Origin of the sequence: Natronincola ferrireducens (genome assembly GCF_900100845.1) — a bacterium.
GTDB lineage: Bacteria > Bacillota > Clostridia > Peptostreptococcales > Natronincolaceae > Natronincola_B > Natronincola_B ferrireducens.
The window spans coordinates 1-15,453 of the sequence record NZ_FNFP01000016.1; the positions used below are offsets into that span (position 1 = coordinate 1).

Below are 15,453 nucleotides of genomic sequence, written 5' to 3' on the forward strand. Positions count from 1 at the left end.
TGTTGTTTTACCATGGTCAACGTGTCCTATTGTTCCTATGTTTACATGGGGTTTATTTCTTTCAAATTTTGTTTTTGCCATTTTTTATTCCTCCTCGTTTTAAAAATGTTAAGTAGAAACTTACAATATAGTATGAAACTATATACATTTATTAATAGAGTTTTGGATAGTAGTCACCCTTTGATGGCCTACTATCCAATTTTATTTATTCTTTGCCAGCCATTATTTTCTCAGCAATACTTGTTGGTACTTGCTCATAATGACTAAAATGCATAGAGTAGTTAGCTCGTCCTTGAGATTTAGAACGCAGATCAGTAGCATATCCAAACATTTCAGATAATGGTACATGACATCTGATTACCTGTACTCCACCGGTTCTTGGCTCCATACCTTCAATTTTACCACGTCTTGAGTTTAGGTCACCCATAACATCTCCCATATATTCTTCAGGAGTTACTACTTCTACCCTCATATATGGCTCAAGTAGTGCAGGTTTACCCTTCTTCATACCTTCTTTAAAGGCCATTGAGCCAGCAATTTTAAAGGCCATTTCAGAAGAGTCAACCTCATGGTAGGAACCATCATATAATTCTACTCTGAAGTCAACAACCTCATAACCAGCCATTACACCATTTTTCATGGCCTCTTGAATACCACCATCAACTGCAGGAATGTATTCCTTTGGTATAGTACCACCAACAATTTTGTTGTCAAATACATAACCTTGTCCCGGTTCCTGAGGGAACATACGAATTTTAACATGTCCGTATTGTCCACGACCTCCAGATTGACGGGCGTATTTGGATTCAACCTCTACAGATTGAGTAATGGTTTCTTTATATGCAACCTGAGGTCTACCGACATTAGCTTCTACCTTGAACTCTCTAAGCATTCTATCTACGATGATTTCTAGGTGAAGCTCTCCCATACCAGCGATGATGGTTTGACCTGTCTCTTCATCGGTATAGGTTTTGAAGGTTGGATCCTCTTCAGCAAGTTTTTGTAGAGCCACACCCATTTTTTCTTGCCCAGCCTTGGTTTTAGGCTCAATAGCTACAGAAATAACAGGTTCAGGGAATTCCATAGACTCTAGAATAACTATGCTATTAGGATCACATAAGGTATCTCCTGTTGTTGTATCCTTTAATCCTACAGCTGCAGCGATATCTCCAGCGTAAACCTCTGTGAGCTCTTCCCTTGTGTTGGCATGCATTTGTAGAATACGTCCGATTCTTTCTCTTTTGTTCTTTGTAGAGTTTAAGACATAAGAACCAGATTCAATCTTTCCCGAATACACCCGAAAGAAAGCAAGCTTTCCTACATAAGGGTCCGCCATGATTTTGAAGGCTAAAGCTGCAAATGGTTCGTTGTCATCTGCATGTCTTTCTACTTCTTCATCTGTATCGCCAGATACACCTTTAATAGCAGGAATGTCTAATGGTGAAGGCATATAGGCTACAATAGCATCGATTAGACGTTGTACCCCTTTGTTTTTATAGGAAGAACCACATAGTACAGGTGTCATTTGGGTAGCGATTGTACCTCTTCTAATACCTGCTACGATTTCTTCTTCTGTTAATTCTTCACCTTCTAAATAACGCATCATTAGTTCTTCATCGGTTTCAGCTACTGCTTCTACTAAGATTTCTCTATATTCATTAGCAACATCTATCATATCTTCAGGAATAGCTGTTATTTCAAAATCTTGACCAAGATCATCCTTGTAGATTACAGCGTTCATTTTGATCAGGTCAACCATACCTTGGAACTTGTCTTCGGCACCGATTGGTAATTGTAGAGGTATTGCATTGGCCCCTAATCTTTCCTTCATCATTTTTAACGCTTGAAAGAAATCAGCACCTAAAATGTCCATTTTATTGATGAAAGCCATTCTTGGTACTTTGTATTTATCTGCTTGTCTCCAAACAGTTTCGGACTGAGGTTCAACCCCACCCTTAGCACAGAATACAGCCACAGAACCATCAAGAACTCTCAAGGACCTTTCAACTTCAACAGTGAAGTCCACGTGTCCTGGTGTGTCTATAATGTTTACTCTGTGATCCTTCCATTCGCAAGTAGTAGCAGCAGAAGTAATAGTAATACCTCTTTCCTTCTCCTGTTCCATCCAGTCCATTTGGGAAGCACCCTCATGGGTTTCACCTAATTTTCTTATTCTACCTGCGTAAAACAATATTCTTTCTGTAGTTGTTGTTTTACCGGCATCAATATGAGCCATAATGCCAATATTTCTTATTTTTTCTAGTGGAAACTGCCTTGTCACTGTGATCCTCCTTCCATAGGAAACGAAAACATTTTACAGTGTTTTATGGCAACTAATATACTTTAGCATATCCAAAAACTACTATATTAAACATTTTTTTACCATCTGTAATGTGCAAATGCTTTGTTTGCTTCCGCCATTTTATGTGTATCTTCTCTCTTCTTAACAGATGCTCCAGTGTTATTAGCAGCATCCATAAGTTCTTTAGCTAATCTTTCATCCATACCTTTTTCCCCACGTTTTCTGGTGTAAGATACTAACCATCTAATACCTAGAGTTTCTCTTCTTTCAGGCCTTACTTCTATTGGAACTTGATAGTTAGCTCCACCAACCCGACGAGCTTTTACTTCTAAAACAGGCATGATGTTGTTCATAGCTTTTTCAAAAACTTCTAATGGTTCTTCACCAGTTCTTTCCTTTATTAAATCAAAGGCATCATAAACAATTCTTTGAGCTGTTCCTTTTTTACCATCTAACATAATACCATTGATTAATTTTGTAACAACTTTGCTGCCATACATAGGATCTGGCAACACTTCTCTTTTGGGTACATTACCTTTTCTTGGCACTTTGCTTCCCTCCTCAATGAATAAAATTGTTCATCGGTACTCGACAACCATTATTGAGATTGTCGTCGTGCGTTCTTAATGCTTTATTATATATGCATAATCGCTCCGACGTCCTCTATTTTTTCTTAGGTCTCTTGGCACCGTATTTAGATCTTGATTGCATTCTGTTAGCTACACCTGCTGTATCTAGTGTTCCTCTAACAATGTGGTATCTAACCCCTGGTAAGTCTTTAACCCTTCCACCTCTGATTAAAACAACGCTGTGTTCTTGTAGGTTGTGACCAATTCCTGGAATATACGCTGTTACTTCGATACCATTTGTAAGTCTTACCCTAGCTACCTTTCTTAAAGCAGAGTTAGGTTTTTTAGGTGTAACAGTTTTAACAGAAGTACATACTCCTCTTTTTTGTGGAGAGCTTTTGTCTGTAGCTACTCTTCTAAGGGAGTTAAATCCTTTTTGTAGCGCAGGAGCGTTTGATTTTTCTTCAATTTCTTTTCTACCTTTGCGCACTAATTGGCTAATTGTTGGCATCCATTGCACCTCCTTCCAGTAAAAAGCTTTCAACATAGAAAAACATTTATCTAATGCAACTATGCATGATAAAACGTTTTTGCCTAAGTTAGTATAAATAATTCCTTACTTTAATGTTGCTGCAGCTGCTGCACTAACATCAATACCACAGGCCTTGCCTAACTTTTTCATAGAATCAACATAAATGATTTCTATATTTTTTTTGTTGGCAATATCCACTAATCTCTCTACTAGATGCGTATCGGCATCCTGTGCTAAGTAAAGGATTTTTACCTTATCTTGATTTAACGCCTTGTTAGTTTGTTTGATGCCAATGGCTTTGTTCTCTTGCTGTAAAGAATCTAACATAAAAGTTTCCTCCTTTTTTAAGGTTCTGGGAGATTATAAAATCTCCCAGTCAAAAGTCCACTTTTATTTTGCCAATCAATATTTTGTCTAATGTAACAGTGTTGTTAACACACTTTAATATTCTAACACTTGTTAATAAGGGTGTCAACTACTTATTTGTTAAGGCTCTTTATGATTTAGAATGGTTTTTTTCTATTCTAAATCCTGTTTTTCTTCATTTTCTAGTATTTCTTCCTCTGTGTTTAATGCAATATTTTTATATCGCTTCATCCCCGTTCCAGCAGGAATTAACTTACCAATAATTACATTTTCCTTTAACCCAATTAAAAAGTCTTCTTTACCCTTGATAGCTGCTTCTGTCAACACCCTGGTTGTTTCTTGGAAGGATGCTGCTGATAAGAAGGATTCTGTAGCTAAGGAAGCCTTTGTAATACCTAATAGTGTTTCATTGTATACGGCCTCTGCTTTACCTTCTGCACGCATCTTGTCGTTTACTTCTTTTAAAACATGGAGACTTTCTAATGCACCAGGCAAGAAGTGTGTATCACCAGGGTCTTCCACCTTTGCCTTGCTTAACATCTGTCGGACGATAACCTCAACGTGTTTATCATTAATATCAACGCCCTGCAGACGATATACCCTTTGTACCTCTTTAATAATGTAATTTTCTACACCCTCTACACCCTTAATCCTTAGAATATCATGGGGGTTAACCGAACCTTGGGTGATTTCATCTCCAGCTTCTATTTCTTGCCCCTGCTTTACCTTTATTCTAGAGCTATAGGGGATTTCGTAACGTTTTTCCTCGCTGCCATTTCTAACGACAACTTCTCTTTTCTTTCTAGATTCAACGATTTCAACAGTACCATCAATCTCACTAATGATGGCAAGACCCTTAGGTTTTCTAGCTTCGAATAATTCCTCAACCCTCGGCAAACCTTGAGTAATGTCGGCACCTGCAACACCTCCAGTATGGAAGGTTCTCATGGTAAGCTGTGTTCCAGGCTCCCCTATAGATTGAGCAGCGATAATACCTACTGCCTCCCCTACTTGCACGACACCTCCTGTAGCAAGGTTTCTGCCGTAACAGGTTGCACATACCCCGTGCTTGGTTTTACAATTTAATGCCGCACGAATTTTTACTTTCTCTATCCCTAATGCAACAATTTTCTCTGCATCATCTTCTAGTATCATGGCATTTTTAGTAACTATAACTTCCCCTGTTTCAGGATGAAGGATATCCTCTAGTGCATGTCTACCCACTAATCGGTCATATAGTTCTTCAAGGATTTCATTACCATCCCTAAAGGCAGCTGCTACAATTCCTTCTTCTGTACCACAGTCTATCTCCCGAATAATAACATCTTGACTGACATCAACAAGACGTCTTGTTAAGTATCCAGAGTCGGCGGTTCTAAGAGCTGTATCCGCCAGCCCTTTTCTGGCACCATGGGTAGAAATAAAGTATTCTAGTACTGTCAGTCCCTCACGGAAGTTAGATTTAATAGGCATCTCTACAGTATGACCTGTAGCATTAGCCATTAATCCCCTCATACCGCCTAACTGACGAATTTGGTTCTTACTGCCTCTAGCTCCTGAATGAGCCATAATAAAGACATTATTAAGTCTATCCAATCCTGCCATCAGAGCATCTGTAACCTTTTCAGTTGTTTCTGTCCAGGTTTCAATTACTTTTTCATATCTTTCCTCATCGGAGATAAGTCCTCTTCTGTAGGCTTTTTCGTATTTATCTACTTGTTCCTCGGCTTTAGAAATCAACTCAGGTTTTTCAGCAGGTACATCCATATCTGTAACAGCTATGGTGATAGCGCCTCTAGTTGAATATTTGAAGCCCATTTCCTTAATGTAATCCAGCATAATAGATGTAATTGTGTTGCCATGCTTTCTAAAGCATTTATCAATTACCTTGCCCAAAGCTTTTTTATCACAAAGGAAATCAACTTCTAGGGAGTATAGATCCTTTGTACGATCAACAAAACCTAGGTTTTGAGGGATTTTTTCGTTGAAGATAAACCTTCCAACAGTACTTTCAATTAGTTTTCCAGTATCATTTGCATCTAACTTTGTTCTAACCTTTACTCTAGCATGAAGGTCAACCACACCGGTTTCATAGGCCATAAGCATTTCTTCAAAATCCTTAAAAATCATGCCTTCTCCCTTAACACCTTCCACTTCAATGGTTAAGTAGTAACTACCTAATATCATATCCTGGGTTGGTGTCGTAATAGGCTGACCATCCTTTGGTGCCAATATATTATTAGGAGATAGCATTAAAAACCTTGCCTCTGCTTGAGCTTCTACAGATAAGGGAACATGGACCGCCATTTGATCTCCGTCGAAGTCAGCATTATAGGCTGTACATACCAGTGGATGAAGCTTGATAGCCTTTCCTTCCACCAAAATTGGTTCAAAGGCTTGAATCCCTAATCTATGGAGGGTGGGGGCTCTATTCAGAAGAACCGGATGCTCCTTGATAACATCCTCTAATACGTCCCAAACCTCTGGCTTTACCTTTTCTACCATACGTTTGGCACTTTTTATGTTATGGGCAAAATTGTTTTCTACTAATTTCTTCATAACAAAGGGCTTAAATAACTCTAATGCCATCTTTTTAGGTAAACCACATTGATAAAATTTCAATTCCGGACCAACAACGATAACTGAACGCCCAGAGTAATCCACACGTTTTCCTAAAAGGTTTTGTCGAAAACGCCCTTGTTTTCCTTTCAGCATGTCAGAAAGAGATTTTAGGGGCCTATTACCCGGGCCTGTTACAGGCTTGCCTCTTCTTCCATTATCAATTAATGCATCTACCGCCTCCTGTAACATCCTTTTTTCGTTTCTAACGATAATGTCAGGGGCTCCCAAGTCTAAAAGTCTTTTAAGTCGATTATTACGATTGATTACTCTTCTATATAAATCATTTAAGTCCGAGGTTGCAAACCTACCACCATCCAGCTGTACCATTGGTCTTAGATCTGGTGGTATAACAGGGACAACATCTAGAATCATCCATTCAGGCTTATTTCCTGATTGTCTAAAGGCTTCTACCACCTCTAGTCTTCTAATAGTTCGAACTCTTTTTTGCCCAGTACTTTCTTTGAGTTTATGCTTTAATTCTTTTCCTAGTTCATCCATATTGATTCTAGATAGTATTTCTTTAATGGCTTCTGCCCCCATAGCAGCTTTGAATGCAGTACCATATTTTTCGATATTTTCACTATACTCTTTTTCTGTTAAAATTTGTCTTTCTGTTAAAGGTGTTTCGCCTGGCTCAATAACAATATAAGCTGCAAAATATAAAACTTTTTCTAGCGACCTCGGAGACATATCCAATAGTAATCCCATTCTACTAGGGATACCTTTGAAGTACCAAATATGGGATACTGGGGCCGCTAACTCAATATGCCCCATCCGTTCCCTTCTAACCTTTGATTTTGTTACTTCAACACCACAACGATCACATACAACCCCTTTATATCGGACCCTTTTATATTTGCCACAATGACATTCCCAGTCTTTAGTAGGACCAAATATCTTTTCGCAAAATAATCCTTCCTTTTCAGGCTTTAGTGTTCTATAGTTGATGGTTTCTGGTTTTTTTACTTCTCCTTTTGACCACTGCCTAATTTTTTCTGGAGATGCCAAAGAAATTTTTATAGATTCAAAATTATTTAATTCGTACAAGGAGTCTCTCTCCCTTCTCTATAGTCTTATAACTATAACTCATTTAAAAATTACTCTATTTAATTGTCCTATTTATCGTCATATCCATCATCATAATCATCATCTAAATATTCGTCTTTAAATCCTGCTTTCCTTAGGGTGTCCTCATCATCAATGATATAATCTTCATCTAACTCTATTTCTTCTTCAACTTCTGCATCTTCTACTTCAATTGTATCACCGTTCGGCTCTTGTTCATCTGAAAGATATGGGAAGTCTCCATGTTCAATACCCAGTTCTCCACCATCATCCTCGATGGATTCCTTAATTTCTATTTCCTTGTCCTCCTCCAATAATACCTTTACATTTAAACATAAGCTTTGAAGTTCCTTGATAAGAACCTTAAAGGATTCTGGCACCCCAGGTTCTGGGATATTTTCTCCTTTGACGATACATTCATAGGTTTTTACACGACCCACCACATCATCAGATTTTACTGTAAGTATTTCCTGTAATGTATGGGCAGCACCATAGGCTTCTAGAGCCCAAACCTCCATTTCTCCAAAACGCTGTCCACCAAATTGTGCTTTTCCACCTAAAGGCTGTTGAGTAACAAGGGAGTAAGGTCCAGTACTTCTAGCATGGATTTTGTCATCAACTAAGTGATGTAGCTTTAACATATACATATATCCAACCGTTACTGGATTATCAAAAGCGTCTCCAGTTCTTCCATCATAGAGGGTTAATTTTCCACTCCTTGGATAACCAGCATCTTCTAAAGCATCCATAATATCATTTTCATTGGCACCATCAAATACTGGTGTAGCCACCTTCCAACCTAGGCTTTTTGCAGCAAGGCCTAGATGGATTTCCAATACCTGACCAATATTCATACGGGAAGGTACTCCCAATGGATTTAATACAATTTCTAGCGGGGTTCCATCAGCTAAAAATGGCATATCTTCTTGGGGTAGTACTCTAGAGATAACCCCTTTATTTCCATGTCGGCCCGCCATTTTATCCCCTACATTAATTTTTCTCTTTTTTGCTATATACACTCTTACTAATTCATTGACCCCTGGAGGTAGTTCATCGCCATTTTCACGGGTGAATACTTTGATGTCTACAATAATTCCAGATTCCCCATGGGGGACCTTCAAGGAGGTATCCCTAACCTCTCTTGCTTTTTCTCCAAAGATGGCTCTTAATAATCTTTCTTCTGCCGTCAGCTCTGTCTCGCCCTTTGGTGTTACTTTACCAACTAAAATATCTCCCGATTGCACTTCAGCCCCTACTCGAATAATACCCCTTTCATCTAAGTCCTTTAGGGCCTCTTCTCCAACATTTGGAATGTCACGGGTTATCTCTTCTGGGCCAAGTTTTGTATCTCTAGCATCTGCCTCATACTCTTCAATGTGAATAGAAGTTAGAGCATCTTCTTCTACTAGTTTCTCGTTGATTAGAATAGCATCCTCATAATTGTAGCCTTCCCAAGTCATAAAGCCAATCAAGCAATTTCTACCTAATGCTATTTCACCTTGTTGGGTAGATGGGCCATCACCAATAACATCTCCAGCCTCAACAATGTCTCCCTTGCTAACAATAGGACGCTGGTTGATACAGGTTCCTTGGTTAGATCTTCTAAACTTCAATAGTTTGTATCTATCTTTTTGACCATCTTCTCTTTTTATGACAATTTCATTGGCAGAAATTCTATCTACAACACCGGAATTTTTAGCTACAATAACAACACCAGAATCTTTAGCTGCCTTGTATTCCATTCCAGTACCGATAATAGGTGCATCAGTAATCATTAAAGGAACTGCCTGACGTTGCATGTTAGATCCCATCAAAGCTCGGTTGGCATCATCATTTTCCAAGAAGGGTATCATTGCTGTAGCTACAGAAACCACTTGTTTTGGGGATACATCCATATAATCCACTTCTGCATAGGGTACTACATCGATACCACCAAATCGTGTTCTTACAGTTACTCTTTTATTAACGAAATACCCTTCTTCATCTAAAGGTTCATTCGCCTGTGCAATGATAAATAAATCTTCTTCATCGGCTGTCAAGTATTCTATATCGCTGGTAACAACCATTCTTTTTCTATCTATCTTTCTATAGGGTGCCTCAATAAATCCATACTCATTTACCCTTGCGTATGTACTTAAAGAGTTAATAAGTCCAATATTAGGTCCTTCAGGGGTTTCTATAGGGCATATTCTTCCATAATGGGAATGATGAACGTCCCTGACCTCAAAACCTGCTCTTTCTCTTGAAAGTCCCCCTGGTCCTAGAGCTGAAAGTCTTCTTTTATGGGTTAGTTCAGCCAATGGATTGGTTTGATCCATAAACTGGGATAGTTGAGAGCTTCCAAAGAATTCCTTTATAGAAGCTGCTACAGGACGAATGTTAATTAAAGCTTGAGGGGTAACCAATTCAACATCTTGAATCGTCATCCTTTCCTTTACCACTCTCTCCATCCTAGATAAACCAATTCTAAATTGATTTTGTAGCAATTCACCAACTGAACGAAGTCGTCTATTCCCTAGGTGATCTATGTCATCAATATTGCCAACATCATGGGCTAAATTAAAAACATAGTTAATAGATGCAATAATATCTGCAATAATTACATGTTTAGGTACTAATTCTTTTCTTTTTTCTTTGATAGCTTCTCTGATTTCTTCTTCAGTTTCAAAGCTATCTAAAATCTCTTTTAATAAAGGATAGTATACTTTTTCCTTAATTTTAAGATCATCTATATTAAAATTAACATGGTGCTTGATATCTACAAAATGATTTCCTAGAACCCGTACAACATGTTGATCTTCTGAGTAAATATTTATTGCATTAATCCCTGCATTTTGAATCATTAAAGATGTTTCTCTATCGATTTTCTGTCCTTCCTCTATTATAATTTCTCCTGTATTAGGATCTGCTATGTTTTCAGCAGCCTTTTTATGGATAATTCTATTGGCTAAGGATAGTTTTTTGTTTAATTTGTATCTACCTACCTTTGCTAAGTCATATCTCTTAGGATCAAAAAATAAAGAATTCAGTAGAGATGTAGCACTTTCTACAGTTGGCGGTTCACCTGGTCTCAATCGTTTGTAAATTTCTAGCAAGCCTTCATCAGTATTTTTAGTGTTATCTTTTTCTAACGTAGCTAGAAGTCTTTCGTCTTCACCTAACAAATCTTTTATTTGCTGATCACTACTATAACCCAACGCCCTTAATAGAACTGTAATAGGCTGTTTACGAGTACGGTCTATTCTTACAGAAACAACATCATTGGAATCTGTTTCATACTCTAACCAAGCACCTCTGTTGGGAATAACTGTAGAAGAAAAGAGTTTTTTTCCAGTTTTGTCAAACTCCCTGTTGTAATATACACCAGGAGACCTTACCATCTGACTGACAATAACTCTTTCAGCACCATTAATAATAAAGGTTCCAGTATCTGTCATGATAGGGAAATCCCCCATGAACACTTCCTGTTCCTTCACTTCTCCAGTTTCCTTGTTAATAAGCCGAACTTTAACCTTTAATGGGGCTGAATAAGTAACATCTCGCTCCTTTGACTCTTCTACATCGTATTTTGTGTTCTCGTCCAAGGAATAGTCGACAAATTCAAGGATTAAATTTCCAGTATAGTCTTCTATTGGGGAGACGTCGTTGAATACTTCTTTAAGACCCTCTTCCAAAAACCATTGATAGGATTCTTTTTGAAGTTCAATGAGATTAGGCATATCGATAACTTCATCGATCCGCGAGTAGCTCATTCTAACTTTCTTACCAACTTCGACAGGATGTGGCATATTAATATTCACTCCTCGTTATAAAGTAAAAACATAGAAAATAATTTCCAAAAAATAATTTTATCATTAAAGCCAAAACAAAATTAATTTTGACTTTTTTTAACATTTCGCTATATAATACTATTGACATTCATCCATGTTTTTATACAATATTTACAATTAAATACATTACTGCAATATACAATTTTATCATAACATTTTAAAATTTGTCAACATTTTCTTGTGCTATTTTTTCTTAAGGGTTTTAAAAGACAGGATTTCTTCAGCGAAGATTAAGATCAAGATTAAAATCAAGGTTGAAGTGCATCTAGAGATTCCCCCTAACCTTAATCTCAACCTCAATCTTTTTTTGCTTACAAGGAGAAAGAATAAATATATAAAAGGGTACTTCTATTGAAGAAGTCCCTTTCATTTATTTATTGCTTGTAATTTAATAGAACTATTTAACTTCTACTACCGCACCAGCTTCTTCTAATTTAGCTTTAATTGCTTCAGCTTCTTCTTTTTCAATACCTTCTTTAAGTGGTTTTGGAGCATTGTCTACTAATTCTTTAGCTTCTTTTAATCCTAAGCCAGTAATTTCTCTTACTACTTTAATTACACCAATTTTAGATGCACCAGCACTTGTTAAGATTACATCAAATTCAGTTTGTTCTTCTTCTGCTGCACCACCTGCTACTGCGCCACCTACTACTACTGGAGCAGCTGCTGATACACCAAATTTTTCTTCTGCTGCTTTTACTAACTCGTTTAATTCTAACACCTTCATATTTTCAATCGCTTCTAAGATTTGTTCGATTGTCATTATAAGCACCTCCGAATTTTTTTATTAAATATTTTTTAATGATTAATTTATGCTTCTTCTCCCGCTTTTTGATCCGCAATTGCTTGAATTAAGTAAGCAAAATTGGATACAGGAGCTTTTAAGCTGCCAAGAAGTTTTGCAATAAGCACTTCTCTTGATGGTACATCAGCAAGCTCTTTTAATTTATCTTCATTGTAGAAGGCCCCTTCAACAATACCTACTCTTAACTCTAAGTTTTTATGGGCTTTCGCGAAGTCGCTGGCTATTCTTGCTGGAGCTACAGGATCGTCGTAACTAAATGCAACAGCATTTGGTCCTACTAAACTTTCTACTAAATCTGTCATACCAGCGTTTTCAGCGGCTCTTTTCATTAGGGTGTTTTTGTATACCTTATATTCAACACCAGCTTCTCTGAACTTTCTTCTTAACTCAGTAACCTCTTCTACCTTTAAGCCTCTGTAATCAACTACAACTGCCGCTGTAGAATTTTGAAGCTTTTCAGTGATTTCAGCTACAATTCCTTTTTTTGTTTCAACAGCTTTTGACATTCGAACTTCCACCTCCTTTGTATTTATAAGCACTACATCCTCTTCCGATATTATAAAAGACCTCTTTGTCGTTAGACATAGAGGTCTTTGTCATCTTAAAGTCTTAAATCTCCCATTAGAATTTACTAATGGTAGATAGCTTCATTTATACAAAACCTCGGTAGGATATTAAGCAGTGCACCTACTGTCTACGGCAAAATATTCGTTTTTAACAACGTATATAATTCTATCAATGTATTGCATTTATGTCAAGCTATTTATTAAAATTTATTCAGTAACCTTATTAGGGCTTATTTTAATGCTAGGTCCCATTGTACTGGTTAGGGCAATACTTTTTAAATATTGACCTTTTGCAGCAGCTGGCTTAGCTTTAACAATAGCACCTAATATAGCTTTTAAGTTGTCAAATAATTTTTCTTCATCAAAGGAAACTTTTCCAATTGGCACGTGGATAATATTGGTCTTATCTAATCTGTACTCAACTTTACCAGCTTTGATTTCCTTAACTGCTCTCTCTAAATCAAAGGTAACCGTTCCAGATTTTGGATTCGGCATTAGTCCCTTAGGTCCTAACACTCTACCTAATCTACCTACCACACCCATCATGTCAGGTGTAGCAACAACTACATCAAAATCAAACCAGTTTTCACCTTGGATTTTTGCTACTAATTCATCGCCACCTACATAATCAGCACCAGCTTTTTCTGCTTCAGTGGCTTTTTCACCCTTAGCAAATACAAGTACTTTTACATCTTTACCTGTACCATGGGGTAATACAACAGCGCCTCTAACCTGTTGGTCAGCATGTCTAGAGTCAACCCCTAGTTTTACGTGAAGCTCTACAGTTTCATCAAATTTAGCTACTGCAGTCTTCTTTACTAGTTCAATTGCTTCTTTTAAATCATGAAATTTTGTTTTATCAATTAACTTTACAGCCTCTTGATATTTTTTACCTCTTTTTGGCATTTTAAATCCTCCTTGTGGTATTATCGGTTTGTTTGAGAGAAACCTCCCACTCATGTTTTTAGCCTTCTACTTCAATACCCATGCTTCTTGCTGTACCCGCAATCATTTCCATCGCAGCTTCAACAGTATTAGCATTTAAGTCAGGCATTTTTAGTTCAGCTATTTCTCTTAGCTTAGCTTGTGAAATTTTAGCTACCTTTTTCTTGTTTGGTTCTCCTGAAGCTTTTTCCAAGCCCGCTGCTTTTTTGATTAAAACTGCAGCAGGTGGTGTCTTAGTAATGAAAGTAAAGGATCTATCCTGATATACAGAAATAATAACTGGTATAATTAAACCAGCTTGATCAGCAGTCTTTGCATTAAACTCCTTACAGAATCCCATAATGTTAACCCCGTGCTGTCCTAATGCAGGACCAACCGGTGGTGCTGGAGTAGCTTTCCCCGCTGGAATTTGTAATTTAATTTGTCCTACTACTTTTTTTGCCATGTGTTTCCACCTCCTTATCATTGTAGACCTAATAAATTTGTCAGTAAAAATTTTACAATGGTTCTACCTGAGAAAATTCTAGTTCTACAGGCGTATCTCTTCCAAACATAGAAATCATCACCTTGAAGGTTTCTTTTTCCATGTTCACATGTTCGATTTTGCCTATAAAACTTTCAAAAGGCCCAGAAATCACACGAACTGTGTCTCCCACCTTCAAGCCAATTTCACGGCGAACTTCCTCCACACCCATAGATCTTACTTCTGCATCTGTTAAGGGTATAGGCTTAGAGCTAGGTCCAACAAACCCAGTAACCCCTCGGGTGTTTCGTACGATGTACCAAGTTTCATCTGTCATGATCATTTTTATCATTACATAACCTGGAAACAATTTAGTTTCCTTCATTTTCTTTTTGCCGTTTTTTATTTCCATTTTTTCTTCAGTAGGTACTTTGATTTCTAAAATAAAATCCTCCATACCTCTATTGGTGACCATTTTCTCAATATTCACCTTAACCTTGTTTTCATAGCCAGAATAGGTATGCACTACATACCACCTTGCTTCTTGGGACGTATATTGGGACATATATAAGGAGCACCTACCCGTAGATAGATTACTCTCCCCTCCTTTTAACTTAGTAAGCATTATAGTTATCTAATAATTAAACCTAACCCAAACCCAAAAAAGGTATCTAGGGCCCATAGTACAATTGTTGCCAATATACAAGAAGCTATAACAACACCTGTATGATTTTTTAATTCTGCTTTATTAGGCCAATTAACTTTTTTAAGTTCAGATTTTACACCTCTTAAGTATTTCCCAAGATTTTTGGCTTTTGCATTTGTATTTGCTTGAGTAGTCATTTCGACTTCACATCCTTTTTGCCAAAGTTTTTTATTTGGTTTCTTTGTGAGCTGTATGGCTTCTGCAGAACTTGCAATATTTCTTCATTTCCATACGATCTGGATTGTTTTTCTTGTTTTTTGTTGTATTATAATTTCTTTGCTTGCATTCTGTACATGCTAATGTGATTTTTACACGCACCGGTTACACCTCCTAAAACCACGACCTTTAAAGGTTTTCAATAAATTTATAAGTATAAGGTATACATATCTTCCATTATACAATCATCACCTAATAAAATCTATCATATTTTGATTTTTATGTCAACGAAAAAAACATACCTACAACAACAAATCAGCTGAAAAAAATTGGTTATTTTCATTATGCCCATTTTAATAGGATTTTTACCTTTGAATTTTCCTACCTATAGGAAGGACTAGGTTAATCTAGTCCTTCCTTTCCATTTAACCTTATTCAATAATAGAAGCAACTACTCCAGCACCTACAGTTCTTCCACCTTCACGGATAGCGAATCTTAGTCCTTCTTCTGTAGCAATCGGGCTAA

Annotated in this window: 14 protein-coding genes and 1 other annotated feature; all 14 genes read right to left on the minus strand. The window is 37.2% G+C overall.

The features are described from left to right. Positions 1-205: 205 nt before the first annotated feature. Positions 206-2,281, minus strand: a complete 2,076-nt coding sequence (fusA, locus tag BLS22_RS14585; protein WP_090555061.1) for an elongation factor G — start codon at positions 2,279-2,281, stop codon at positions 206-208. Positions 2,282-2,379: 98 nt separating this feature from the next. Continuing rightward, positions 2,380-2,850, minus strand: a complete 471-nt coding sequence (gene rpsG / locus BLS22_RS14590; protein ID WP_090555063.1) for a 30S ribosomal protein S7 — start codon at positions 2,848-2,850, stop codon at positions 2,380-2,382. Between the two features lie 115 nt (positions 2,851-2,965). Then, the gene (rpsL, locus tag BLS22_RS14595) at positions 2,966-3,382 is read right to left on the minus strand and encodes a 30S ribosomal protein S12 (RefSeq protein WP_090555064.1); all 417 of its coding nucleotides are present in this window, start codon (positions 3,380-3,382) and stop codon (positions 2,966-2,968) included. Positions 3,383-3,487: 105 nt separating this feature from the next. Then, positions 3,488-3,730, minus strand: a complete 243-nt coding sequence (locus BLS22_RS14600; RefSeq protein WP_090555067.1) for a ribosomal L7Ae/L30e/S12e/Gadd45 family protein — start codon at positions 3,728-3,730, stop codon at positions 3,488-3,490. Between the two features lie 192 nt (positions 3,731-3,922). Further along, positions 3,923-7,438, minus strand: coding sequence for a DNA-directed RNA polymerase subunit beta' (gene rpoC / locus BLS22_RS14605; protein ID WP_090555069.1), 3,516 nt, complete (start codon positions 7,436-7,438; stop codon positions 3,923-3,925). A 68-nt stretch (positions 7,439-7,506) separates the two neighbouring features. Then, a complete protein-coding gene (rpoB, locus tag BLS22_RS14610; protein WP_090555070.1) occupies positions 7,507-11,244 on the minus strand; it encodes a DNA-directed RNA polymerase subunit beta in 3,738 nt (1,245 codons plus the stop codon). 439 nt (positions 11,245-11,683) lie between these two features. Continuing rightward, a complete protein-coding gene (rplL, locus tag BLS22_RS14615; RefSeq protein WP_090555072.1) occupies positions 11,684-12,049 on the minus strand; it encodes a 50S ribosomal protein L7/L12 in 366 nt (121 codons plus the stop codon). 47 nt (positions 12,050-12,096) lie between these two features. Continuing rightward, positions 12,097-12,597 (minus strand): 50S ribosomal protein L10, encoded by a 501-nt coding sequence (gene rplJ, locus BLS22_RS14620; protein WP_090555074.1) that lies wholly within the window; start codon positions 12,595-12,597, stop codon positions 12,097-12,099. Between the two features lie 45 nt (positions 12,598-12,642). Further along, positions 12,643-12,809 (minus strand) — a sequence feature (ribosomal protein L10 leader region). Between the two features lie 55 nt (positions 12,810-12,864). Beyond that, on the minus strand, positions 12,865-13,563 hold the full coding sequence (gene rplA / locus BLS22_RS14625; protein ID WP_090555076.1) for a 50S ribosomal protein L1: 699 nt from the start codon (positions 13,561-13,563) through the stop codon (positions 12,865-12,867). 58 nt (positions 13,564-13,621) lie between these two features. Further along, positions 13,622-14,047, minus strand: a complete 426-nt coding sequence (gene rplK / locus BLS22_RS14630; protein WP_090555078.1) for a 50S ribosomal protein L11 — start codon at positions 14,045-14,047, stop codon at positions 13,622-13,624. Between the two features lie 52 nt (positions 14,048-14,099). Then, positions 14,100-14,630 carry a transcription termination/antitermination protein NusG gene (gene nusG / locus BLS22_RS14635; RefSeq protein WP_090555080.1) on the minus strand — a complete coding sequence of 177 codons (531 nt, stop codon included), beginning with the start codon at positions 14,628-14,630 and terminating at the stop codon, positions 14,100-14,102. A 65-nt stretch (positions 14,631-14,695) separates the two neighbouring features. Then, positions 14,696-14,908, minus strand: a complete 213-nt coding sequence (gene secE / locus BLS22_RS14640; RefSeq protein ID WP_090555082.1) for a preprotein translocase subunit SecE — start codon at positions 14,906-14,908, stop codon at positions 14,696-14,698. A gap of 31 nt (positions 14,909-14,939) precedes the next feature. After that, a complete protein-coding gene (gene rpmG, locus BLS22_RS14645) occupies positions 14,940-15,089 on the minus strand; it encodes a 50S ribosomal protein L33 (protein ID WP_070964336.1) in 150 nt (49 codons plus the stop codon). 269 nt (positions 15,090-15,358) lie between these two features. After that, positions 15,359-15,453 (minus strand): EF-Tu C-terminal domain-related protein (locus BLS22_RS14650; RefSeq protein ID WP_330386536.1); only part of this gene is annotated, 95 nt, incomplete at its 5' end.

Excerpts from the sequence above, each read along its gene's own strand:
- rpoB (WP_090555070.1), bottom strand. The coding sequence starts at position 11,244 with ATGCCACATCCTGTCGAAGTTGGTAAGAAAGTTAGAATGAGCTACTCG.
- rplJ (WP_090555074.1), bottom strand. The coding sequence starts at position 12,597 with ATGTCAAAAGCTGTTGAAACAAAAAAAGGAATTGTAGCTGAAATCACT.
- rplA (WP_090555076.1), bottom strand. The coding sequence starts at position 13,563 with ATGCCAAAAAGAGGTAAAAAATATCAAGAGGCTGTAAAGTTAATTGAT.
- rpsL (WP_090555064.1), bottom strand. The coding sequence starts at position 3,382 with ATGCCAACAATTAGCCAATTAGTGCGCAAAGGTAGAAAAGAAATTGAA.
- rplL (WP_090555072.1), bottom strand. The coding sequence starts at position 12,049 with ATGACAATCGAACAAATCTTAGAAGCGATTGAAAATATGAAGGTGTTA.
- rplK (WP_090555078.1), bottom strand. The coding sequence starts at position 14,047 with ATGGCAAAAAAAGTAGTAGGACAAATTAAATTACAAATTCCAGCGGGG.
- BLS22_RS14600 (WP_090555067.1), bottom strand. The coding sequence starts at position 3,730 with ATGTTAGATTCTTTACAGCAAGAGAACAAAGCCATTGGCATCAAACAA.
- secE (WP_090555082.1), bottom strand. The coding sequence starts at position 14,908 with ATGACTACTCAAGCAAATACAAATGCAAAAGCCAAAAATCTTGGGAAA.
- nusG (WP_090555080.1), bottom strand. The coding sequence starts at position 14,630 with ATGTCCCAATATACGTCCCAAGAAGCAAGGTGGTATGTAGTGCATACC.